Origin of the sequence: Klebsiella sp. 18074, assembly GCF_902705905.1 — a bacterium.
In the GTDB taxonomy this organism is placed as follows: domain Bacteria; phylum Pseudomonadota; class Gammaproteobacteria; order Enterobacterales; family Enterobacteriaceae; genus Klebsiella; species Klebsiella terrigena.
This window is the reverse complement of record NZ_CACSIS010000011.1, coordinates 165,723-190,524: the sequence shown is the minus strand read 5'-3', so window position 1 is coordinate 190,524 and position 24,802 is coordinate 165,723. Positions and strand designations below refer to the sequence as shown.

The 24,802-nt window shown below is 50.7% G+C and carries 13 protein-coding genes and 3 pseudogenes; 9 read left to right on the top strand and 7 right to left on the bottom strand.

Annotated features, from left to right (window positions below; all coding sequences use genetic code 11):
* A pseudogene (locus GVK32_RS13235) lies at positions 1-111 on the top strand (integrase); the annotation flags it as partial.
* A 16-nt stretch (positions 112-127) separates the two neighbouring features.
* Here GVK32_RS13235 and GVK32_RS13230 read toward each other — a convergent pair.
* From GVK32_RS13230 to GVK32_RS13210, 5 genes and pseudogenes are all read right to left on the bottom strand, one after another.
* A pseudogene (locus tag GVK32_RS13230) lies at positions 128-849 on the bottom strand (IS3 family transposase); the annotation flags it as partial.
* Positions 850-962: 113 nt separating this feature from the next.
* Positions 963-2,201, bottom strand: a complete 1,239-nt coding sequence (locus tag GVK32_RS13225; RefSeq protein WP_159868352.1) for a Wadjet anti-phage system protein JetD domain-containing protein — start codon at positions 2,199-2,201, stop codon at positions 963-965.
* 1 nt (position 2,202) lies between these two features.
* Positions 2,203-5,715, bottom strand: a complete 3,513-nt coding sequence (locus tag GVK32_RS13220; RefSeq protein WP_159868349.1) for an SbcC/MukB-like Walker B domain-containing protein — start codon at positions 5,713-5,715, stop codon at positions 2,203-2,205.
* A complete protein-coding gene (locus GVK32_RS13215; RefSeq protein ID WP_137848790.1) occupies positions 5,699-6,370 on the bottom strand; it encodes a DUF4194 domain-containing protein in 672 nt (223 codons plus the stop codon). Before GVK32_RS13215 ends, GVK32_RS13220 begins: the two co-directional genes overlap by 17 nt.
* Positions 6,360-7,766 carry a Wadjet anti-phage system protein JetA family protein gene (locus GVK32_RS13210; RefSeq protein ID WP_039294301.1) on the bottom strand — a complete coding sequence of 469 codons (1,407 nt, stop codon included), beginning with the start codon at positions 7,764-7,766 and terminating at the stop codon, positions 6,360-6,362. The genes GVK32_RS13215 and GVK32_RS13210 overlap by 11 nt, the downstream gene beginning before the upstream one ends.
* A gap of 345 nt (positions 7,767-8,111) precedes the next feature.
* Between GVK32_RS13210 and GVK32_RS13205 the strand changes: the two genes are divergently transcribed.
* Complete coding sequence (locus tag GVK32_RS13205; RefSeq protein ID WP_159868346.1) at positions 8,112-8,936, top strand: WYL domain-containing protein; 825 nt, start codon at positions 8,112-8,114, stop codon at positions 8,934-8,936.
* Positions 8,937-9,068: 132 nt separating this feature from the next.
* Here GVK32_RS13205 and GVK32_RS13200 read toward each other — a convergent pair whose 3' ends face one another.
* Positions 9,069-10,364 carry a hypothetical protein gene (locus tag GVK32_RS13200; RefSeq protein WP_159868343.1) on the bottom strand — a complete coding sequence of 432 codons (1,296 nt, stop codon included), beginning with the start codon at positions 10,362-10,364 and terminating at the stop codon, positions 9,069-9,071.
* A gap of 461 nt (positions 10,365-10,825) precedes the next feature.
* Positions 10,826-11,128, bottom strand: a pseudogene (locus GVK32_RS13195) (transposase); the annotation flags it as partial.
* Positions 11,129-11,724: 596 nt separating this feature from the next.
* Between GVK32_RS13195 and GVK32_RS13190 the strand changes: the two are divergent.
* From GVK32_RS13190 to GVK32_RS13160, 7 genes are all read left to right on the top strand, one after another.
* Positions 11,725-12,201, top strand: a complete 477-nt coding sequence (locus tag GVK32_RS13190; RefSeq protein WP_123754780.1) for a hypothetical protein — start codon at positions 11,725-11,727, stop codon at positions 12,199-12,201.
* A gap of 204 nt (positions 12,202-12,405) precedes the next feature.
* On the top strand, positions 12,406-12,774 hold the full coding sequence (locus GVK32_RS13185) for a hypothetical protein (protein WP_123754781.1): 369 nt from the start codon (positions 12,406-12,408) through the stop codon (positions 12,772-12,774).
* Between the two features lie 156 nt (positions 12,775-12,930).
* Positions 12,931-13,296 carry a hypothetical protein gene (locus GVK32_RS13180; protein WP_123754782.1) on the top strand — a complete coding sequence of 122 codons (366 nt, stop codon included), beginning with the start codon at positions 12,931-12,933 and terminating at the stop codon, positions 13,294-13,296.
* A gap of 42 nt (positions 13,297-13,338) precedes the next feature.
* Positions 13,339-16,944 (top strand): hypothetical protein, encoded by a 3,606-nt coding sequence (locus GVK32_RS13175; protein WP_159868340.1) that lies wholly within the window; start codon positions 13,339-13,341, stop codon positions 16,942-16,944.
* A 20-nt stretch (positions 16,945-16,964) separates the two neighbouring features.
* Positions 16,965-17,261 (top strand): hypothetical protein, encoded by a 297-nt coding sequence (locus tag GVK32_RS13170; RefSeq protein ID WP_154144784.1) that lies wholly within the window; start codon positions 16,965-16,967, stop codon positions 17,259-17,261.
* A complete protein-coding gene (locus GVK32_RS13165) occupies positions 17,254-17,727 on the top strand; it encodes a hypothetical protein (RefSeq protein WP_039290979.1) in 474 nt (157 codons plus the stop codon). Before GVK32_RS13170 ends, GVK32_RS13165 begins: the two co-directional genes overlap by 8 nt.
* Before the next feature lie 67 nt (positions 17,728-17,794).
* Entirely contained in the window at positions 17,795-24,787 is a 6,993-nt protein-coding gene (locus tag GVK32_RS13160) for a hypothetical protein (protein WP_159876622.1), read from the top strand.
* The last annotated feature ends 15 nt before the right edge of the window (positions 24,788-24,802 follow it).

Sequence of the window (24,802 nt, the reverse complement as noted above, 5' to 3'; positions counted from 1 at the left end):
CTAAATGAATACAATAGTGAGCGGCCTCATGAATCCCTGAATAACCTGACGCCGGAAGAATATCGGCTGATGGCTGAGAAACCGGAAATCTCAAAAAGTGTTTGGAACTAAAGCTGGGATACTTACAATAAGCCCAGCGTTTTCCCGTCCAGATATAAGTCACATCACCGCACCAGGCCTGATTAGGCTCGGTAACAGCAAACTGGCGATCCAGATAATTAGGGATCTCAATGTGTTCCTTAGACGCCTTCTTATAACGATGGCCAGGTTGCTGACAGCTGATAATATTGAGCGCTTTCATTAGCTTTGTTGCCCGCCAGCGGCTCAGTTTTATACCTTTGGTGGTGACCATCGCGGCAATGCTTCGCGCTCCTGCTGAGCCGTTACTTTCGCGATAAACTTCACGCACAAGGCTCAGTAATGCCACTCTCGTGGCGTCAGGCTTCCTGGGCTGCCGCCAGTATTTATAACTGCTGCGATGAACCCCAAACACGTTGCACACAACGGCAACAGGAAACCGCGCCCTGAGTTTCTCAACTAATGAGAATTGTTCAGGGAGTCTGACATCAAGAGCGCGGTAGCCTTTTTTAATATATCTCTTTCCATTTCAACGCGTTGAAGTCTTTTCTTTAGCTCGCGTATTTCAATCTGCTCAGGTGTCATGGGTGAAGCAGTGGGTGATTTTCCCGCTCGCTCTTCTTTCAGTTGTCGAACCCATTTGTCCATCGTGGATTTGCCGACATTCATTGCCGTTGCAGCGGCGGCAACGGTGTAGTGCTGATCGAGTACAAGCTGGGCAGCTTCGAGGCGAAACTCGGGGCTAAAATTACGTCTGTTACGTCCGGTCATAATGTCACCTGTTTTGACTGTGAGGTGATGATATCACCTCTATTCAGGTGGCCAAATTCAGTGTGCCACTACACAACATAAGGACATGAAATATCAACGAATAGGGAGAACTTTCAATATTTCCGAGGGCTAACAGGGGCTATCTGCTCCTGCTCGATCCAAGGTAGATTCTTAATTTGGAGTTTCGCTAGATCTCTATAAAGCGCTAAAATAGCTGGATAGTGCTTTGCTGACTCCAGCGCCTGCATTAATTCGACTACAGGTTTATCAACGAGCTCATCATCAGCCTGAGTCAATGCTTCAGCCCCCACCCCCATCAGATATGGCTGAATATCAATATCAAGTCGCTTCGCCAAAAATGCAAGAATACGATAGCCACCGGCATCTCGATCACCCCAATGGTAAATCGGTATCTCCATACGCAGTTCAGCGATAATGATCTCTATTACATGTACCCAAGAGCGCGGCGGAAAGCCGGCGGTGTAAATAATCACACCCAAATCATCAATTTCGCGCACATACCGCTCGAAACTAGCACGATTTTCAATGAAAAGCACATAGGGTGGCCGTTGTCCCCACACAATGCCTTTGACTTCATCCGGGGAAACACCGATTCCGTAGTGGAGTGCAGATAAATCGATAATCCCCCTGCAATGCAACAACCCATTGGCTTTGAAACGCATTGGTATTGGGTATTTACTAATCCCAAAATACTCCAGCAGCTTAACCCCATCGTCAAGCAAATCCACAACATCATCGTCAATATGCGGCAACATCAACTTTCGAATAAGACCGGAAAAGCTCTTACATTCTAACTTCTTGGAGTTGCCATACAACATGGCACTGAGGGTCCGAATATCGGGAACATTCTCAGAGACAGGTAGTTGAACGATCCACTCAATAACTTTCATTGCATCAAAAAGTCGGTCTGCCTGGTTGCGATTCACACCACAAAACGTCTTGTTGCTCGACCATTCCTTGGCAATCTCCAGCTTCGTATTATCCCACCAAGGTACATTGAACACCGTTGTCTCTAAATGCCGAAATGAAACTTTGATTTCATCAGCCTGTGGTATAACTCCCTGACTATCCATTAATCTGTAGCCATCAACGATCTCGATATACTCAATATGTTTAAACGCTCCCAGCGCGACTTTACGCTGATAGTGGATATTCAAGTATGCAATGGATTCCAACGTCTTATGCAGCGCCGTTTTGGTACTATTATTGAGGGCGAAGTACCAACGATAGGCGTGATCTGTGATACGTATCCTGCACTCAAGTTCCACACCTTCTGGTTTATCTATCTTCTTGATCAATTGATTGATGAACTTCTCAACATAAGAGTTCATATCATTCGACCATCTCGGCTTTAGCTTTCAATTCAGCAGCGCGTTCAGCCACAAGCTCTGGATGGTAAACTGGATTACGTTGGTCTATAAGCTCCTGCCCTGCCTCGAAAATCTGCGTGTGGTCAATCACCACATCTCTGTCCTCACGGCAAATGGTATAAATTTGCTCCATCTCTTTACCAATTTTCAAGGTCACTTCTGGCGGGGCAGCAATCAGTAATTGCAACCCGATTTCTTTAAGAAAGGCCACTGCTGCGCTCGCATTGCCACCATCCATGTTATTGAACGCTTCATCAAGGAGTACCAAAGACGCCCCTCGATCTGAATGACCACTAATCTTGTAAACGTTCATAAAACTCGCAGCCAGCGCAATATACGCTGGTGTTTGTTGCTCTCCGCCTGAACCTGTGCTTTGCATATCTGCCACGCTGCGCTCAGTCCCGGTGTCAGGGTTACGCATCTTCATGTCATAGGTGAAGAAACTGCGATAATCACTGATCTCATTAATTAGATCGTCACCACTGAGCAATGCCTCTTTCAACAGGTCTATAGCAGGATGTTCTGATACTGTTTCGAACATTGTCCCAACTAACTCGGTCTCTTCTCTATCTGCAGTCGTAATGTACTCGTAGACGGTGCGCAAGCTCTCTATCTCGCGAACCTTGAAGTGGAAGCTGTAGATGTGGTCGTGAAACGGGACTTTCTTGAGCAAGTTATTGAGTTGATTGAAGGTATATCTCATCTGCTCAAAGCGGCTTTGAAGCTCCCCTACTATGATGCCTCGAAAGTTTTTTTCCATCTGTTCAGCAGCTTCCCGGGCCGCCTGACGATGCACTAAAAGCTGTGCTGCCAGGATACGCTCAACCCATTCCGTACAATCTGCCTCAATAAAGTGGTACGCCTCTGTATTCACGTTATCAGTTTTTGCGGCTTCAAGAAGCGCCTGACGATTCGCTATATCCTCTGCAAAGTCTGTCGTGAATCTAACGACCTTGTAATACAGATCTCCACGTGTATTGAGCGCCTTCTCCCGTTCAACCTGAGCCTCATTCTGGGCTTTGTTTCGAATCAGGGAATAGCATCCTTCTTCGCCCCCAAACTTCTGCTCATAAGTTTGCCAGCGTTCATCTGCTTTGGCGGTATTGTGTATAGGAGATTTTTCTGTTTCACTGCGGATTCGTTCTGCCTCGTCCCTATTTTTTGAGAGGCTTTCAATCTCGGTGTTCAAGTTATTTAACGTTGCAATAGCGTTCTTTTGTTCGGCCGTGGCATTGATGATCGCCGTATTACATGCTTCATAATTGTCGTCAGCCTGCGCCTTTGCGGCTTTGAGCTGTTCATCTTTCGATGTCAGCGGTTTCAACTGTTCCTGAGCGGCAGACAATGCTTTTTTATCTTGCATCAGGCGGATACTATTTTCCCGTACGGACGATGAGCCCTCCACAATAGATGTAGATAGCCCAGCCCAGTTGCGGTTAAGCCTGCTCAGCGTTTGTGCTGATCTCTCAACGCCAGAGAGCCGTTGTGCGAGCACATCCCGTTCATGCTCCAGGAGCTTAAGCTGCTCAGCTTTAGCCTGTTTCCCCATCAATAACCCGCGAATATGAGCGGTACCGCCCACCGTTCCACTACCGGTCGCAAGGCCTGATGCCATTAGCGCTTTGCGCTCTCTTCGTAGTTCATCGCGCGTTGCCGCCATCTTAGTTCTATCCAGAATGATGTTCATAAAACCACGAGCGATCGGATCGCTGGTTTCGATCAGCTTTGAAACCATTCTTTCAGTGGGCGCTTTGTTGGCGGCTAAAGCATGATCAGGGTTAATCATGCGTACTCGTTTGAGTTGCGGCTCTCGCTTCTGTGCAACTTCGTACACTTCCAATGCATGGTCAAAATCACGTACACTCACCACCAGTGCTTCGCGATTCGGACCCAAGTACGACTCCACTGCTTCTTGCCAGTCTCTATCAGCGATCTCACAGAGGTCACAGACGGGCATGGATTCTATTCTCTCTTGTTTGAGTAATTCGATGACCTTAGCCGTCGCCGGATTGATGTCCGAAAGTCCCTTTCTCAGCCGTTCAATACGCACCTGCAAGGCCTTACATTCATGCATGGTTTGTGTTAAGTCGTGGCTCACATTTTTATCAGCCACTTCTATACGTTCAGCTATCTCGTCCAGTAATTTTTTTGCGCTTTTAAGTTTATCGGTTACCTTAAGCGTATTCTCATGTTCCGATGCTGAGAGGCTCTCAATGCCTGCCCGATTGAGAATGTCCACGGATGTCGCCCAGTGCCGGGCTAATAGCTCGAAACTCTGGATACCCAGCGTGTCAGGAAATCGTTGACGGATAACTTCACGCACAGCATTTTGCAGTGAAAATATTCGGTTGGTAAGACTGTTTGTGGATTTAGAAACGGCGCTTTTTGCAGCATCAACGGCTCTACTCAGACTTGCAGCATCAGAATTTTGCCACGCGATCAGGGCATCATCACGACATTGTTTCAGCTCCGGCAGTCGTGGCTCTTCTCTGTCAATGGTGCGTTTAGCTGCTGTCTGGCGCTCTTGCGCAGCTATTTGAGCATCTTCTGTGCGGCCAAGTTCTTCATTGAGCCGAACAGTATCGGCCTCTTGCGAAACCCAAAGAGCATGGTGGGCATTGGCGTAATGCCGGGTAAGCTTCTTCGCTTCGGCAATCAGTAACTCGCGCGCATTTTTGTGGCTCTCGGCACGTGCGATTTCCGCCTCAATACGCTGGTGCTCAAGAAGATCTTCGCGCAATTGATAGGTTTCAATGAGGTCGGGAGGAAGAATAAAGTCCCTGATAAATGGATCAATCGGGCTGTCCATTTTCAGTTGTAACGCATTTGATAATGTCTTAACCAATAAATCAGGTTCAATTTTGGCGCTGCGCGTCTGATTAACCGACATCGCCTCAGCCATTTTTTCACGTATCGTCCGCGCACTGTCAAGCAACTCATAGCTCATCGCACCATGACGCTCTTTGGCATCCTGTTTCATGCGGTCAACAAAGTCACGCCATGGTAGAAAGGCGTCATCCCCGGACAGTAAATCAGCTTCAGTAATGTGGCGGCCTTTAATGATATGCCCGCGGGTCTCAATGTTTGGTGACTGGCTGTTGGCATAAACAGACAGTCCAAAAGCGTAAGGACATTGATGATTATCGTACCAGTTTAAGAAAATGTAAGTATTGGCATTCTCACGTTGGCAACTCTTTGCATCGTTTTCTTTGAACTCGCCCAGCGCATAACTACGCGCAGAACGCCCAGAGGTTTTGGTTTCAGAGGCAGAGTTGTAGCGGGTTTTACGTTGATCCCCCCCCATCAGAACAAACTGGATCGCATCAAAAATCGTTGTTTTTCCCGCTCCGTTTTCGCCTGATACTAGCGTGGCTGGAGCATTGAGATGGATCGTCTCCAGTTCAAACAGATACCACTGCGCCAACACCACATTATGAAGAATATGTGCTTGTATGGGGTTATTCTGCACTGTCATCGTAGACCTCCAGTGTCTCAAGATCATCAGTTCCTTCGAAAACCGCTTCGCCAGACGCAGATTCAGGTGTGTAACTATCCATAAAGCGGTTAAGCATGCCCACATAGGTTTGATCGACCACACGGGTAATATTAGGGAGAACGGTCAACTCGTGGAGTTTGGTATCGGGGTCTTTAATTCCGAGTTCAATAATTCCCTTCTTCCTTAGGTTCTCCAGGGCATTATTGGTTTCTGTTATGGGGGGCATCTCCCCCCTGACATGTTCGTACTGATTAAGAAGCTCGACCGTTGGCGGTGTTACACACCCAAGCTCCGTACGTCCCATCGACGCTTCAGCGTCATACATTTTCCGTAGAATGAGCAGGAACAGCGTAGAGGTGATATCCAGTTGCTTACCAGAACCACGCGGTAAAATCCCCGCATAACCGAAGTTACGATCGTAGTACCACCCCATATCCAACCCATCAAAAAGCTTGTTAAAATAAGCCAGATTATCCTCACACAACTTGAAGTGCTCTTTTTGGCCGCGTTTTCCCTTCCATACCCATTGCTTCTGCAGTAGGTATGCTGCCGTGTTACGTAAGCTATCGGCATAGTCAGCAGATGTCTTGGCCTCGATATCTTTCAACTCTCTGAGCACAATTTCACTGGTCATGTGTGCGTTTCTCCATAGTGACGATCCGACGAATTATGATGCGACGACCGGCCATCTGTTTAAGGTCCGTCCACTCCCCTTCATCGAACTCAACGCAGTACATGGACTGCAGAGAAAAAAGTGGATGAGTTTTCGATATGCCTTGTGCCAAAAGGCGCAAATGAAGCGCTGCCATCATGTCATCAGCGGTATCGATCCTAAGATCATCCGTGGTCATCTGTACTCGCTCTCCAAGATTCGATTCAATGAAGTTGGCAACACGTGTAGGGTCGCATTTCTGGAAACTGATATGTTCTTGCTTGAGCTGGTTGTATGCCCGTTTTTCCCACAACGGTTTTGGCTGTCTGCGCACCGTCGGAACAGGCAGTATTGACTTTGCCTTGGGTGTGGCCAACCGGCAATCAGCAAGGAGTTCTTCACCTATCAACGGGCTAGGTAATGAGCCTAACAAGGCTTCACTCCCGATGCGCTCAAGCAGCGCCTGAATCTGTTGCCCCATATTACTTGGGGTATGCACGGTATACTTGATCTTCTCATACATCTGCCGGGTTATACGACGAGCATAGTCCTGCGTTTTCTTGAACAGTGGAGCAATTCCGTCAAACGCTTTGCTCAATCGATCTAGATCTGCTTCCACAAGCTGAACCGAAGGATTAGAAATATCATCACGCTTATAGGCTCTAGCGCATGCTTCCAGGCGCTCTGAGCTGAAACGGATATCGCTAACTAGCTTACGAATTTTACTGGCATGAAGGTTGGGGTTTCCTTTCAGGGAGAGTTTCTCAATATTGGGTAGGAAGAGTTCGGCCAAGTATTCTTCAAAGTAAAAAGTGAAATGGCCACTACCTTGGACGGAACCACCGCTAATTGCATGGTGGATTTCGCGGATATTGCCCACGAGAGCTCTGAGTCGATTTAAGAAATCCTCCATGTCATCAGCCGCTTTGCGCACTAACGATCCGTTGGTTGGGTCTTTAACCACTTCAGAAAGGTTCGAGCGTACCGCCAGACACACCACACCTAACGAGGGATGCTCAGCACTCATATTGCCAAGGAAGTTCAACAGCCTACGAGCATCTTGCGCCATCCAGACGACGTATCGATACCCGCTCTCCTGCTCTTCTCGAATCCACCCCGTATCTCGCAACCGGTTATAGACATAATGTTCCAGAGCGGGATTTCCTATCGTTGACTCAACCGACGCTATCTCAAGGCTCAAATTCTTATTGGCGATATAGTCTCGTAGAAAGACCCGTACCTGTTGCGGCGTAGGTTCATCTACCAGTTGTGTCGGATCCAAGAAAGTATCGAGATCGACTAATAACGCAAGCATCGATCGTCCATTCTCGCCCGAGATCGGTTTAAACAGATTGGTATTGAGTGTGTTAAAGCTCACGGAATCGTCCTACGCTCTTTCGTTACTTTTTGAGTTCACCTGAAAGTACAACATAGCTATATGTATATTTTATACACCCCATTATTAAGTAATGGTAGTAGATATTTATACAGTGCCAACTTATACTTTCGGATGTCTGCACATTTAAGATATTAGAAGGGCCACTATATGCAGTACTCACAGTACATGAAACCCGCGATCGCATCAGACACGCAAACAGTCTCCGTAACGGATTTAGCCAGTAAGCGGCTAGAGACTGGGGCATACTCGCACCCTCAGTGGCTGCGTTTGTGTTACATTGAGCGTCAGTTGCTCTGGGAGCGTCGGCTAACAACGACCATGCTGATGGAAACCTTTGGTATCTCACGCCCTCAGGCTCAGAAAGATATAAAGCTTTACCAGCAACTCTCGCCTAAGGCGCTAAAGCCATATCAGTTGGGTATTCCCTACTATCAACCTACTGACGGGTTTGAGCCGGTGTTATTATCCAAGGCAGATTTGCAGTGGCAGGCCATTGAAGAGTTCGCGCCGCCCATAACTGCACACACCACTGAAATGCCCATGCTGTTACGCCATCATAATTTGCGTGTTCTGGCACGATTACTCTCGGCCATTGAGCACCAGCAGTCTATTGAAGCTGTAGTAGCAACAATGAATTCACCTAAAGGACGTAGCCGACGGCTAACACCCACGGCTATCGCGTTCGTTAATAACCGTTACCACGTACGCGCTTTTTGTTGGGATAATATGGCGTATCGCGATTTTCTCATTGGTCGTTTCAAAAACACCCCAAAAGTAGTTAAACTCTCGAAAAACACGCAGAACTGGGGCGATAATGCACCTGCCTTTGAACGTTGTAGAGGTGTCCCACCTAATCCTGATACTGAGTGGGAGCAGATGATCGAACTTGAGCTGAGGCCTAATCCACACCTCAGCCAAGATCAGCAGGCATTAATCGTGATCGATTATGAGTTGGATCAGGATGGAATCACCAAACGGTTCGCGCTTCGCAAACCGCTAATCGGTTATTTTCTGATCGACAATCGCATTCCTGCAAGTGAAGCTGAATACAATCTTGCTGTTAATGAAAATCCTAAGGCTTGGCCAGTATTTGCCTTCATAACTGACTCAAATAAACTTGCCCACGAACTCGGATTTGACCCAAGTTGATTTCTAGTAAGAAAAAGTTCTGTAGAATATTCGAAGTATCTCAGAGCTAAGTTGGCCGATCCGGGCCAAATGTCGGCTTTGGGTTATCAGGTTCAATCCACATTAATTTAACACCGTGACGAGGAAATAGACTCATCCTTTGTTTAACCACTCTCCTGGTGTTTTCCACTTCAACAACCGCTCAATTGCCGTATCGTCAGACAGGAACTGACGGGCAAGTTGCAGGCGTTCCATGACCTGTATCTTCTGCTGGTTATCAAGCATTGCTGCATCCATCTCTGCTTCGTAAAAAAACTGCTCCAGCCGTTTGTCTTCTGCCCACTGGGCAATAATGGATTTCAGCTCAGTACGACTGGCATTACGCGCTTCCTCCGCCTGCTCTATCCGCTTCTTTTCCAAGTAAATGGCTTGTTCCCGCTCACGCTGAATGCGCCACTCCTCAGCTTCAATTCTGGCCTGTTCTAGTTGCTTTGAAATTAACGGAACAGCCTGTTGCATTGCCGAAATCATCTTAGGGATCTGACTAATTAATCCACATTGTTTTGTCTGCCGGAACTGAAGTAACCATTTTGCGGAAGTATAAGGTGAGTAAAGCTGCAACAGAAATCGCCCAGTAGGCAAGGTATGTTTCGATACGTGAAGAAAAGGTTCACTATTTCTTCCCCGTATCCATCTCCCCATCTGTTCGTCACGTACATAGCGATTCTTGACTTTTTTCGCTGGAACATACTCCGTCATTTCAGCAAGACTAAACGCAAAGTACATATCCTCAATACAAATAATACTTGGCGTATAAGGCCGCCATAGATTGCCCCTGCGATACCCACCCTCTTTCGAATCTTCCTTAATATCAATATCCGCACGATGTAGCCTTTCTCCCGGTGCATCCAACGTAACCCGGTATCCCTTATTTCCCAGGGCATCAAAGAATCTACTCAGGAACTCTATCGCACTATCAAATCCCGTATCAGAAACGTTGAGATCCAATAATTTCTTTTTCGTAGGCTTGTAATAGCCATCTTCTGTAACCGAGGAGGCCGGCAGATACGTTTTAAGATCATTTATTAACCCATAGCCATTCCCTGTAACAGGAGCTTGCTTTCGGGTTACGGAAAGTACTGGTTTTGGTAACGCAGTGGTGGAAGGTTGCACTGGTGGGTTGCTATTCTCAAGCGCCTTCACCACCTTATCCTTTTTCAGAGCTGGTAGCTCGGGGATTGCAGGTGCAACCCCTTTCGCCAGCGCTTTCCAGTAACCCGCAAGCGGCCTGGGTATACGCATTTCACTGCATTGTTTCGCCAGTAAATCCGTACTAATGCCATACAGGGCAGCTATACGCTCCGCAGGCTCACGCCAGACCAAGTGATACAGCGCTTCCCGATCTTGGGGGAAAATATGTGCAGCATCCTGTGGATTAATATCTGACATCACATTACCCTTCTTTGGCTAAAATTATCAGAAATCTTTGCCTGCTGGTCATTGAAAGGACTCTGGCCGGGCTCTCCATCGATTGACGTATCAATCGCGTTCGAAATGCCCGTTACCAGCAAAAATCTCTCTGTCAAATAAGATATATTCCTGTGAAAGTGCTTACAACTACACTTCCACTTATTGAATACTCGACAATCCCATCAAAACAATTCATTGATAAAGAAAAGTCGTACCACACAATCCGGGTGAACAAGAATTGGCTGTAGCTGTGATAACTGGCCTCAGCTGGTAGCATCAGCCAAAGTGAGTACGAATGTGAGTACAAGATTAGTTAATAAAAATAAAAATGTTAAATATCAATAATATAACAATAAGATTACGGTTCAACGTCTCATGCGGTGTCAGAAAATCTCATGAAACTCACAAAATCCTCTAAAATCCACGCAATTGCGTGGATTTTTCATTTCAGGCGCTTTGCGAAGTATGCCGCGGCCTTTTGTAGCATGGCCAGTTCTTCATCCCGTTCAGCCAGTTGCCGCTTAAGGCGGGCGATTTCAACAGACATTTCCTGCTCACGTTCGGAAGAAGAATGGGCATTCTTTAGCTTGCTGCGCCAGGCATAGAGCTGCGATTCATACAGGCTGAGTTTACGGGCAGCGGCAGCGACACCGATGCGTTCAGCGAGTTTCAGGGCTTCATCGCGGATATTCGGGTGTGTACTGTTTACGGGCCGTTTTGCTGGTTGATGCTGGTTTTGTCATGAGTAATCACCGCTGGTTGAGAGTTTACTCACTTAGTCGCGTGTCCACTATGATGGGTCGGATCAGATACCCATCCCCGGGAACTGCTCCGGATGGTATATCAATATGATAGGTTCGGGGTTGTTGTTCAATTATGACACTCCCAGTGCTTTGTTGAGCATAAGCCCCTGATGCCAGCGAAATTAAAGCTGGTATCAGTAGCCACTTCAGCATGAACTTTATTTCTTTTTATTCCTATACAAACAGTAAATTCTGATCACCAGAATAGATTTTCATTTTTAATGGAACATGATTAATCTGTATGAAATCATTAGGAGTCTGAGGTAGGTCGCCCCCTGTTACGATAAATGATTCAAAAGTATCTTCTTAAGGTCATTGAGAGACATACTTATCATCAGAAAAATACGCGGAATAATCATGGGCACCACCTTTTTTTTTCGAAATTCAGGATTTATGGTAAAATATTACTGATTCAGTCATGAAAAGCACCAAACCACTCATATGATAAAATAAGTAACCTGTTGGAATTATTTTACGTAGCAGAAAGCATCTTATTAAACCGCTAATTTCCATTAACTCATTCAGGAGACAGCATTATGGGGCAGGTGGAGGTTTTTAATGCAAGTAAATCAGATATTTATGTCAGCCTTAATAATGGCAGTTTTTTTACAGTAAATGCTGCTACTCAAGTTTCATGGCAGGCGGGTCAAGCCGCTACCCCGCCCACTTTTGTTAACAATACCACGGCCACCACCGGGCAATTGAAGCTGGGTGACAATATAATAACAGCTTATTCATCAACTTCCGGTCCAGCCACGGCAGGAATCTGCACAATAACTATCCCCGAAAATATTCCTATAAACTCAATACAACTCTATCTTTTCTGGAAAGATGCTACCAGTGTTGCGGCTATTGTTCTGCAGGATGGACAACCTTTCCAGGCGGTAATCATCACCAGGGCAATCACAAGCACATTATTAACTGCCGTCTCTGCCATTCAGTATCCATTAGAAAACAACAAGATGACATCCCCCTCTCATCCAGCAGGCAGTCAGATAAAAATTAATTTGTAATTTATTTTGCAAAAATAATTTTTACTCCTATAGTTTTTACTTATGTTGACTAATTGGGATTAATCCTAGTTAGTCAATGGCCTGTTCAGTGTGAAGTTTAAGCCTGATTAAATATATTTTCTCATGTTGTAGTAAATATAAACTACGGCGCAGAAAGGCGCGCCCGGATCAACACTCAACCGCTGATAGCAAGGTAATTATCTCATGTCAAACGCATATATTTTCAATGCATCAGGTGTCGCCATTTCAGTAAGCGTAAACAATGGCAATTTCCTGTCCGTAAACCCGGCAGACAGTACCACCTGGGTGCCAAGTGTTCCCTCGACTCAGCCTCCGTTTGTCAATAATATCAACCCTGGCAACGGCCAGCTAGGCCTTGGCCCGAACACGATTACCCTCTACCCATCGACCTCCGGGCCGAGCCACAGCGCCAACTTCACCCTCAATATTCCGACCGAAGTTACGGTCAGTTCACTGCAGCTGTATCTGTTCTGGAAAGACGCCGAAAATGTCGCTTTCGCAGCACTGAATGGCGGCCAGTTTATCCAGGTATCTCCAGCTAACCTCGCATAAACTCAGTGCATTCATTAAATTAATATTATTTTTAACAAATTAACCACCTGAAAGCACAGCCCTAGATTAATCATTTACGCCGAAAACACCACGCCTGAATAATATTCATTCAGGCGTAAACACCTCAGTAACTGAATGCAGTAAAAGGGGGGGGGCATGGCAAATGTTTATACATTCAACACCAGCGGCGTGTCGTTAATGTTCAGCATTAATAATGGCGATTTTATAAAACTGCCCAACACCAGCGGTAGTTTTCAATGGATACCGTTGCCCCCTGCTAATTACCCTGCTTTTTACAATCAACTTAACCCACCCAAAGGCGGATTAGGATTGGGCAATAATATATTGACAATGTATCCTGCAAGCAGCGGCTCGCAATATGCAGGAACTGTGAATATTGACATTCCAGAAGACGTTAGTGCCATCTCAATACAAATATATCTTTACTGGAAAGACGCGAGTCATCTCGGCGCAGTAGTATGCAATGCCGGGAAATATATTAAAGCTATTAGCTTACCGTAATTTTTTCCCTACACATAGCAACACTTGAGGAGCTTGCCATTTATGTCGAGCGTCACCAGCCCCTTACCTGAGATATATCCTGGGCTTTATTTGATTGCTGCGCCGGGATCGTCAGAAGCCAACGGCAGCCCGCTGTGGGTTTATTTTTTGACGGCCACTAGCGGCAGTTCGCTTGCAAAAACACGAAAAAAGAAAACGGCAGCGGCAAGCGCCCCGGAGGTGACCTTACAAAGCAGTTGGGACTCAATTTCAGGCTGGTATTTTTTCACTCCGCAGACCATTAACCCGCAGCAGGCCCCAGCCTTTATTCGTGCCGCACGAAAAGGGTTTCCTCCGCTGTCAGGTTCATCTGTCGTGGCGCACAATATCCTATGGTTGACCCAACAGGACGCCATCACGGCCGCTCTCCCCTGCATTTACTCACAAAAAGTGGGGCAACTCGATGTCGTCACTAACGAATCTCAGTTTAATTGGTCAGGCTTATCCCTGACCATGCAGAGCGGATTACCGCTGGCGTTGATCGTCGAGAACGGCTATCCGTCGCTGCAGTTGAGCACCAGTAACCCCGGCGATGCCGATCTGATTGGCCTGCAGTATTATCAGGTCCCCCAGACACTGGGCTACCGTAGCGAAGGCTGGTTGGTCAATATCTGGCTGGATGGCCCCGCGGCCGGCAGCTTTAATTTCTCCGTGGGCTTAAACATCCCACAATTGCTGAGCAACTTTGGCGGGGATTTTCATTACGTACCCGGTACGCAACTGAATAAGACGCTTGCTTATCCACTCTACGACCCCACGCCGTTCCAGCCCGGAAGTTACTGCGCGTTTGAGATCTGGCTTAATCCGCTGCTGCCACGCCAGACCAGCGCCACACGCTTTCAACTCGACACGACGGGGAGGATCGGAAAAATCAGCTGGCAAAACCAGGCCTCTCTGCTGAAATCTGATTATTTCTACGCCAACGACGGGGCAACGCTGCGGTTTCAGCCTGTCGATCCGTGGGCCTCGGAGACACCCGCCCCCGATACCGTCGGGGCAGGATTTGCATTCTCATGGCGCCCTGTCGTCTCATCCCCCCCTTCCCCCGGAGAACTCTATCTCTCTCCGATCGGTGATTACCGGGTGACACGAGTCCAGTCCCCGTCAACCACCATCACGTTACAGGTCATGCCTGGGCTGTTTACCCGCGAATATTTTCGCATTAACAGCGACGACATCCTTCGATTTGTGGCCGATCAACCTGCACGAGCGGGGGCCTTTTCGCTCCAGCTCACGCCGGATGCTCTCGCCCATGATGCCAGGGATATTCTCGACGCGACCTATACAACCTCGTGGGCGCAGTGGTATTCCCTGCCCGCCGAGGCGCGATATTACGGCCAGCCAGCTTCCGCCCCTTTTTTCGGTGATATTGCCGGGGCCGCATTTCCAATAGCTATTGATGTCCTGCTGGAAACATTCACCACCAGCGTGCTATTCCCCTGGGTTCCCTATGGCGGACTTGATGAAAGCCTGGCCGGGAGCGGAACCGATCTTATGCGTTTTGAGGCGACGGTCATCGGCGCCGTGCGCCACGGAATGCTAACTGAACAGTCTGGCGGGCCGATTTTCATGCCGCAAAACACAACCGAAGCCGACCCAGGATTACGCAGCGCCACCACGCCACAAAGCTTATTATTTAATATCGATGAACAGGGCAGCTTGCGCAGCCTGACGCTGTCAATGGAAGAGGCTCACTCTGCCGCCAGCCCGCCTGAGCCACAGAGCTTCCTGCGTTTTTCATCGAAAGGTTCACCGTCACGCGTGCCAACCGACCTGGCATTGACCCTGACGCAAAATCAGCTCTTTTATGTCGTCACCGTGCCGGGAGATGACTGGGCTTTTGACAGCACGACATGGCTCGGCGGCTTCCAGTTCAATATGGGCTTTGGCGAACAGGATCCCAGCACCTCTGAGCATCAAACGATTATGGTGTTTAAATTCAACACCACCGCCACGCTGGCAGAGCTGTGTCAACAACACACGCTGTGGACCGGCGCGCAACGTTACAACACTGACCCCGCCAAAGTGTCAGGCTCGTTAATAGAGGCCATCGACTTCGCCCGCAGCCAGGCTCATGCGCCAGACAACCCGTTTGAAAACTTCAACCGCATAGTGAATGACTGTGCCTGGACCGGCGTGCTGTTTTTCAACGCGGCCATCAATGGCAACGGAATGCCGCCAGACCTGCAAATGCTGCTCGGCGGTATCAACGGGGGTCTGAGAGCCCACCATGTTGGTATCCAGGGCAATATGTTTGATCACCGCGCATCTCCTGCCCAGCTGGATATCAAAAAGTCATCGCTTTTTGGCGTGATTTTTTATGACGAAAACAGCTCGCCACCCAGCCCTGCGGTGCAACAGGAGGTGGTTGACTATGAAGTGGAAACGTTAATTGTCGTGTTCAGCCACTCGGCTGTAGCACAATTCAATACCACCGTAGGTTTGACGCTGAACCAACTGTTCAGCCGCAATGTTGCCTTGCGCTCTCACCCCTCGCCTGCGACGGCGAGCAACCCTAATACACTGAGCATTAAAGGGAAATACCAGACCACCAGTGACGGCGTCGGCAGGGTGGTGTTTACCAGTGATAATGGCTTTATCTACGACATCGTTCCAGCCAGTAATGACGCCACCTACGTGGTGAAAACTATCCGGTTTGACAATGCCTCGCTGGTACCGGTGAGCAGCACGCCGAGCGGCAGTCCGACCATGGGGACATGCGTCAAAGCTCAGTTTGCGCTTGGCGGGCAATTGTGGTTCAACGCCACCCCCTTCCCCATCAGCGGTGAACTGGATCTTTTTTCCTACGGGCAGGAGAACACCGGCCTGCCTATTTCGGGACTGACAACCCACATTGAGTTCACGCTAGATGCTGCCGGCAACTGTATTTCTGACAGTAAAAAAGTCACCCTGGATATGAGCACGCTGAACGTGCAGCCAAAAAATGAGGCTATCCGCCCCGACAGCCTGCTTTACAGCATCCCGCTAAAGTTTTCGCGTTTCCTGAGCGCAACCGACGGCAAGCCGCTCAACGCCAGCGCGCTGGGGGCGACAACCGTCAATATTCTGCAACTGGAAGGCCATCTGCCCACTGCTGGCGCATTGCCACCTCCCGCTTCACCCGAGCCACCGCGACCCGCCGCCACCCTGCCGGTCTCCTACGCCACCAGCTCCGCTCGATATGGCCTGGAATATGACATGCAGCTCGGCTCATTGGGCGCGCTAGGGGCCAACGCCCGTCTTAACGCCAAGGTCATCCTTGGCTGGGGGCCTTCAGCGACGGTGCCGGATAACGACGCGGCTGCGTTGTTTGTTCAACTCCCACAGCTCTCGGCAGGTGCAGGCGGTTTCGAACTCGAAGGGATCCTGAAGACCACGTTCGGTGCAGCAAATCTGTTGAAAGTGGATCTCAAAGATAAACAGCAGACGGTGTACGCCTTTCTGTTCAATAACATTCAGCTCAGCGTCTTCGGCTATCGCTTCCCACCTGGCGTACTGATTGATTTTCTGGTGTTCGCTGGGGCCGTAACGCCGGGACAAAAAGTCGCAACCAATACCAATAATCTGGCCTGGTTTCTCAGTGCGCAGCCGCAGAAAAAAAGCCCATGAGTGGAAAGAAGGAGGCAGCGATGAAGTTAACATCCCACGTCGTCAACGACGTGATGAGTTGGTTAAACCAGAAATACGGCCTCGCTTTACCGCTGTTGCCGCTGGCTGGCTGGAGCCGTTCGGTGGTCGCCCTATGGCAAAAAGCAGTCAATAAATTGCCCGATGACGCGCCGCTACCGCAAAGCATTGACGTCGAGGGCGACTGGCAGCCGCTTTCAGGCAGCCGTTTTACCGTGACTCAGATTCGGATTGTCATTCGCCAGTCCGATACAACCGGCAGTACCCCTTCAACCACAAGAGGAACGCAAGATGACTAGATTGGCGGTGGTGGGTTCTCCTCCCACAAATCCTATTACGGTAGCGATCAGCAGCTCCTTTCTTATCAACGGGCAGTCGGTGGCGATCAGCAGCCAGGATATCGATAACGTCAAGAAAGGGATTAACTTCCAGCTCGCGCAGCCGGTGACGCTGGGCAGTATCAATAACTTTCTCGACTGGCTAAAAGACACCTTTGGCGTGCCGCTGACCTCGAAGGATCTGGGGGATATGATCAACAAGCTCCCGGACTCGCCGCTGGTCATCAAAAACATCAAAGATGCGCTAAACGGCATTCTGGCTGCCGCCATCACGATAACCGTGCTGTCGGTCAATACTGCCAGCGGCGAGTACCGCTTTGGCGTCACCATGACGCCCCAGACTCCCATCAACATCCTCAATGTGTTGAGCCTGGAGACCATCGGCGTGGAAATCGGTTCAGTAGAAACTGTGCCGACTAGCCCGTAAGCCGAGGTTTGGTCGTTCTGACTTGCAGAGAATCTAATCCCCACATCCACTCACTGATGGGCCGATCATGACTGATATCATTCTAAAAATTACAGGGAGCGCCTTTAAGGTGCCTATGGACGTCGCACTGCGGGTGGCTGGCGGGCCGGTCTCGTTTTCGCTTAGTACCGTCGAGCCTATCTGCCTGAATGATATTTGGGATCTGTTCAGTAGTCAGTTGAAAACAGTGATTGGAACGGGCTTGCCAGAGATCCCCCCAGGACCATGGCAGCAGATAATGCGCGTGGGGATTATTCCCTCGCTGTGGGTCACACCAGATCGCAACACTGGCAATACAAGCTCGTTTTTACAGCTCACGCTTGCAGAAGAACTGCACCTCGGCACTCACTACAACGCAGGACCTTTTGACATCACGATTGAACCGGATATAACGATTCTCGGCCTGATGATCGGCTATGACGGCGCAGGCGACGGCCTGACGGTAAAAGCACGCATCAAAACCACGGTCAGCAGCGGTAATACACTGCTCGCAACGGGCAGCCCGACACCAGAAAAAAGCAAAGAGCAACTGGTGAATTTCCCCTTCCCGTTGCCCGCCCAGAACTCTATCTCCTCGTTCGAGTTGAACTATCTTGGGATTGGCCAGCGAATTGGTCCTACGGTGAAGCTTCCTGCCAGCGGCAACCCGATGGAGATCATTTTTAATCAGTTGGAAACCCAACTGGTGGGTAGCGATCCTGAAACCATTATTACCGAGCTGGCAAAAACATTTTACCAACCGGATCGCGATTGGTTTATCGCAGCGGATATGCGTTTGCGCGAACTGCGCCTGCGGATGCTGTTTAACGATCCCGCGATGTACGGCCTCGAAATTAGCATTCCGATGACCAGCCCGCCGTCGTTTTTCAGCGGCCTGCTGTTTGAAATCCTCTACCAAAAACTGGGGCCTAATCTGGGGGTCTACTACGGTGCGCTGAGCCTGCCTTATGGTATGAGACGGATTCCGCTGGAGGGATTTATTCTCATCCTGCCCGGTTTTTCCGCCTGGATTTATACCAATGGCGACTTTCGCATTAACGTCGGCTGGCCGGTCACGCCGAATAACGCGATAGGCGTTTCCTTCGATATTCTTACCGGCTGGGCCGGGTTCTATTTTGCCAAATTACGCAGTGGCGATAACCCCGGCGCGCTGCCAAGCGTCAACTACAACCCTATCCTTGAATTTGGTATCGGCGTCGCGGTCACGGCCGGGATCAGTATCAATGCCGGGCCTCTCAGCGCCAGCCTGGAAGTCAATCTCTCAGCCAGTTTCCAGGGTCTGCTGGCATGGAAAGCCAGCGGTAGCTCGATAGCCAATAAGCCGGATCACTACTGGTTCGCCGGCAGCGCATCGATTTCCGTCGTGCTGCAGGGCTGTGTCGATTTGGCTATCATCAAAGCCTCTGTTCTGGTCAGTTTCAGCGTCAGCGCTGGCGTTGCCTTTGAATGCGGTTATCAAACGATAATCCCGATTGCCGCTTCGGTAAAAGTCAGCATATCGCTGAAAGTAGTGTTCTTTACTATCCATCTTTCTTTCCACACAACTGTCCATCACACGTTTCATATCGGCAAAGGCTCTCCTGCCTCGCTCAACGGTCCTCTTGCGCCAGGACTAAGTCCATTATCAAACAACTCGCAGGAATGGCAGGCGTTGTTCTCACGTGCTAAATCTCTGGCCGCGCTGCAACGTTCCCAACTGATCGATACGCTTCGCCCGCTGCACGACGTCCGGGAACCTCCGCGCTTTCGTGCCACACCGGCGCCGTGGATGCGCTGGCAGGCCGATGACATAACGCAGGTTGAGCTTGAGGTAATTTTTGTTTTACAGCCTACTGTTGTGTGGCAGGCGCAACACCCGCCCGTCGTCAATCTGATTGCCACGCTGGTGATGGATTGCCCTTCGCCAGACCAGCCACCGCTGGCTTCTCCCGCGATCGCCAGCGGTTACGAAGAGATGATCATTCGCCTGGTGAAGTGGCTGCTGACTTTCGCGCCGGATAACGGCGGAGATCGGCCGCTGTCAGTCACGCTGCAACAGGTGGCCGATATGCTCGGTAACGGCAGTGCGCAGCCTGGCCCGGAGTTTGGCGGCAGGAATGGGTTCCTTGACAAACTGAACGCCTTTTTTGCCTCTAGCCTGCGCTTTGTCCTCCGCGGGCTGGGTTCCGGAGAAGCGCCCTTTGATACGGCGGCTATGCTGCCAATGTTTGACGCATTGCATCTGCAGGCCAGCGGCATAGACATTGATTTCTCCCGCTTCAATCTGACCCCGAATAACTACACGGAAGCGGTAAAAATCTATTTTGATAATGTCGGCCTGGTAGGACCATCCGTCCCGGATGGCAAGCAGAAGGCCAGCCTGCGGGCATCAGATACCCCGCCCGACGGCCCAAGTATGGCCAGCTATTTGTTCGGCGATTATTTCCTGATGATTGCGCGCTACACCCTCTCGACCCTGATTGAAGATGCAAAGCAGTACGAAAAGCAGCAGGATACCGCACTCCGCCGCTGGGCCAAACGTGCGACATTGGCCGGGATGGATGCGCAAAATCCGCTAATCACTCAGGATGCGCAGGATCTCGCCTGGCTCACAGATAATCCCACAAAAGAACTTAGCGAACTGCTCGACAAACTGGCGTACTGGAGCATCGCCGGGTTTGGTTCACGCTATTTGATGTCCGGCCTGCAACTTCCCGATCCGTCTCACATTCCGCCCATAGTAACGCCAGACAACATAACCAGTCTGCCAACCTCTTCGCTGTATGTTCTTTCCGGGCAACAGTTTGCCGTCAGCGGCAGCCCGCAAGATGCGCAGGCCACGCTCAGCTTCACTCCCGGCCTGGAGGTCGACTGGTTACGTTTTGGGAATGGAAGCCCACAGAACGCCACAGCTCAGTTTACGGTGCCTGCCGCGTTACCGGATAACCCCGACCCTCACTGGATTTTTGACGCCGCACCTGCGTCACCCGCGCCGGTCGCCCCCGGTACATTGCTGATTCAACCCTTGCCCGGCGCTATCGCGGCCCCGCTCGGGTATCAACTGAAAAACAGCCTGGCCTGGCAGAGCCCGGACGCCCTGCGCACGCTGTTTATTTTCCCCCAGCCGCTGCTTAAACTCCTTCAGTCGCTGGCGGGTGGCACCTTACGCCTGGTACCTGAAGCCAGCAGTTACGATGATGATACGGACGATGCGCCAGTCAATGCATTTGGCTCGCTGCAAATCCGCCTGTCGCTGACGCAGGTGGCCACGCCCCAGGGCAAAACGCCAGGCTCGCCCTCTTCACCAGACCATGCTAAGACCGCGCCGATCTATCAATTGAACGGCACCGATGAAACAACCCGCGAGCTTATTTATCAGGCACTACAAAACGCCGATCTTTCCCACGCATCACTGCGACTTCTCTACCTGCCACCGGGTAAATCTGAATGGGTATCAGACACGCTTTCGCCGGATGTGCTGCTGGCGAAAATGAACCTGTCGACCCTGAATCAGGTCGCGCAGGTTAGCCTGATGCATACGATGATGCGGGCCACGTTTACCTCCGATAGCGATACCGCACGCCTGAGTAACGTAGAGAATTTCCTGCAGCTCGTCTGGGAACTGAGCGTCGTGCGGGCGCCAGGTTATTACCTTTATTACCAGACTGCCGATGGACAGGGATTACCGGATTCGCTGTTCGCGGATACCGCGGCGTCAAACCGTTCACCCAATGATCCAAACCAGCAGGCCGTGGACGGCACTTCCTCCGGCACTGCCGATTTTATGATAGTCGTCGATTTTGACACCCAGCCTGCCAATGCGCTGGTGCTAGCGTCATACCACAACAGCCTCTGGATAACGGCACAGCACGATCTCGCTGCCCTGAACTGCCGGGCGTATGACAGTGCCGGAACGCCGCTGTATGTCTGGCAATCCACGCTTGCACCAGGAAATATTGGCTTTACCGCCAGCTGGACCCCGGCTGGCGATACCTCTCCGACGGCAACAATCCCGGTGCATCATCTTTACCATTTGCTGCAGTACCGTATTACTGAAGCCAGCCCGCAGTGGCGTGGTTCGGTGTGGAGCCTGCCGGTTGGCCCGACGGAAAACGGCGAAACCACTTCGCCGGCGGCCACATGGCAGCTTCAACAGCAGGTGCCACTTCTGCCGTTCAGCGCGCTTCCTGGCACAAATCCTTATGCGCTTATCGGCCAGACGGTGAATCTGGCATTTCGTCTGTGTGATATGTATGGCAACCCGCTGACCGAAGGGCACAATGACAGCTTTACGCCGCTCTACAGTGACCCACTGATCGCGCTGGGAGAATGGCCTGGGTTGCAGAGCACTTTCTTCTTTGTGCCGGACACCACACAAAGCGCCTGTCTGCAAATCCGGCTGGCCTTTAACCCGGATATCGTTGACAGCGTGGCATCTCCAGGCAGCGACCCACGTGAACAGTGGCGCCGAATGGGGGATAAATACCGCCGCATTTGCCAGCAGCTGACGGACAGTGGAACCCAATATGCCCTGACCTGTAGCCTGCTTCAGGGGGGAGTACCGGGTGATTTGCAAAGTCCGTTACTGACGGCAGCACAACAGATTCTTGACTATATAAATGCCCAGGCTACAGGCAGCCCGGCGCATTACTCACCCGACGGCGAAATGCAGTGGTCGCTGGATTTCACGATTCCGTTTACCCTGCTGGCCCAGCAGGAACACGACATCGTGGCGATTGGCGTCAGCGCCCGCGCCTGGCGCGATCCCGCTCGCGTTGACAGCAATGTTTCGCAAAAGCTGCCGCAGATCATAGAGGTTACCTACCCACTACTGGCACAGCTCTCACCCGAGGCCAGTCCACAACATGATGGCGGAAATATCACGCCCTTTGCCCGCAGTTTCGAACAGGCTTTCTGCAACATTGACGGTAAGGGAGGCCAGCTCAAACTGGCGCAGCGCGCCGGGGTCCAGGTCGGAAGTAGCGGCGATGCCTCCCAGGAGCTGTGGTCGGTCCGCTTCGCCAGCAGCCTCGGATTCACTGTGCAATTCGCCAACGATCCACGCTATTTTGCGCTGCGTCCCCTTAATACCAGCCCACGTAACAGCCTCGTTGACGGCGTTCAGTACAACAACGTCGATATGGATGCCTGGGCAAAAAGCTTCTTCAACGCCTTTGATACCGTGATGTCTCCACAGATGGGCGTGGCGATTGCCAGGCTTGATGCAGCCAGTTACAACCAGCTGATGCATGCAAAGCAGCTGCTGGCAAAATCTATTCCTTCCGGGCTGGTGTCGGTGCTGCAAAAAGATATCGACAACGGTGGCGATGTTAGTGTCGCGCAGAAAAGGCTGGAGCAGGCGCTGCTGGAAAACCTGTCGAGTGCTTACATGGTGTCGACGGTTGTCCAGTTCCCAGCCGAGGTGGAGGTTAATGGGAGCGCCGATGACACCAGTCCCCAGAAAGCCCCGCAGCTGTATGGCATTCTGCAACAGCCTGCGGCAGGTTCACCGCTTCAGGCGGGCGATAGCAACAATCTGTATCAGTTTACGCCAGTGACGCTGGATCTGACTTCCGGCACGCAATGGGCCACCAGCCTGCTGACAGTTGCGAAACCGGGCGATCAATCCTTTATTTCGCTCCCACTGGAATACCAGGTCAGCTATCTGCAGCACGATTTTGCCGTGAGTGAGGAGCAGCAAGGTTACATCCCCAGTACCTGGCTAAAATTCGTACTCCCGGAAACCACACAGCTCACGATGCCGATCACCGATCTCACCTCGCCTCCAGGCAGGGTTGATATCCCCATTCCGCTGCCGTTTGAGCCTCCCTTGCCGGTATTAGCTTCACAGCAGGGTCTGGGCGTCGCGATGCATTCCCCCGCCGGTAGCCCTGGTTCACTGGCTGATGAAATCGCCCAGGCGTTGCAGTGGTGTTACCAGACTCAGCTTTCGCTGGATCTGCAGGATCAGGATGATTTCTATTTTGACGTCGAACGTAACGTACTGGCCCGGCAGCCGCTGAAGCTTAACAGCCATCAGCAAACCGGCCCGATCCTGGATGGCCTTTTCGCCGCTCTGGCACATTTTACCGAGGCCTGGCCTGCCCTGGCACCAAAGCTGGAAAGCCTGTTGCAGTTGTCCAGTAGCTCTGGCTCTCCCGCCCCGGATGCCGACGCGATTCTGCAGGAGTTCTGCAAGTTGACCAGCGGCATTGCCACCAACTGGCCAACGAACTGGTATCAGCCTATGTCACTGATGGCAAATGTGCGTGAAATCGATCACTTTTGCCTCAGTTTCAGCGATAAAACGCTGCAGCTCCGTGGCCGCACTGATGACGGCGGGCAAAATCCGGCTATCTGGCCCACGCTGCAACTGGCGGGGAATGTCCAGTGGGCACCAGACCGTAGCAAAGCCACAAAACAGGGTGAGTGGTGGCAAATCAACTGCACGTTAAAACAGCGACCGGACTTCACCACCACGGTGCTGCGCTGGGAACCTCTGGCTATTCTCACCTGCCAGAGCATCCAGTTCTCCGCCTGGAGCGTTCGCAACGACGAATTGTTGAGTGACGAAAAAACAAACACTTTATTTATCTATCAAACCGATACGCTGCGTTTTCCCGACGTGATGATTCCCCTGATTGAACGGGATAGCCTGCCAGCGGTTCACGCCGGGGCAATTAGCCTCGGCGTACTGCAACAGATGATTCAGCAGCTCATCACGCCGCTAACCAAAGTGGGTAATCTGGGCATCGATCCGGTGATTAATTTGCAGGTGAACTATGCCTGGCCATTGCGTCCCGGCTCGGACCTTCTGGTGGAGTCCCCGGTCCTGATGATCAACGCTCTGGAGATAAATAATACGTCACCGCAGCCTCTTGCCGACCAGATAGCAGCGGAAGTCTGGCAATGGTATCAGCATGCCGCGCTGCAGGCCTCAACGGCGGCCAGGATGTCCTTCTCCCTGACCCTGTTTGGCTCCGTCGGCGACCAGCAATTACCGCTGGTGCAAATCAACAATATCCCCGTGATTTTTGACTGAGAAACAAGGAAAGCC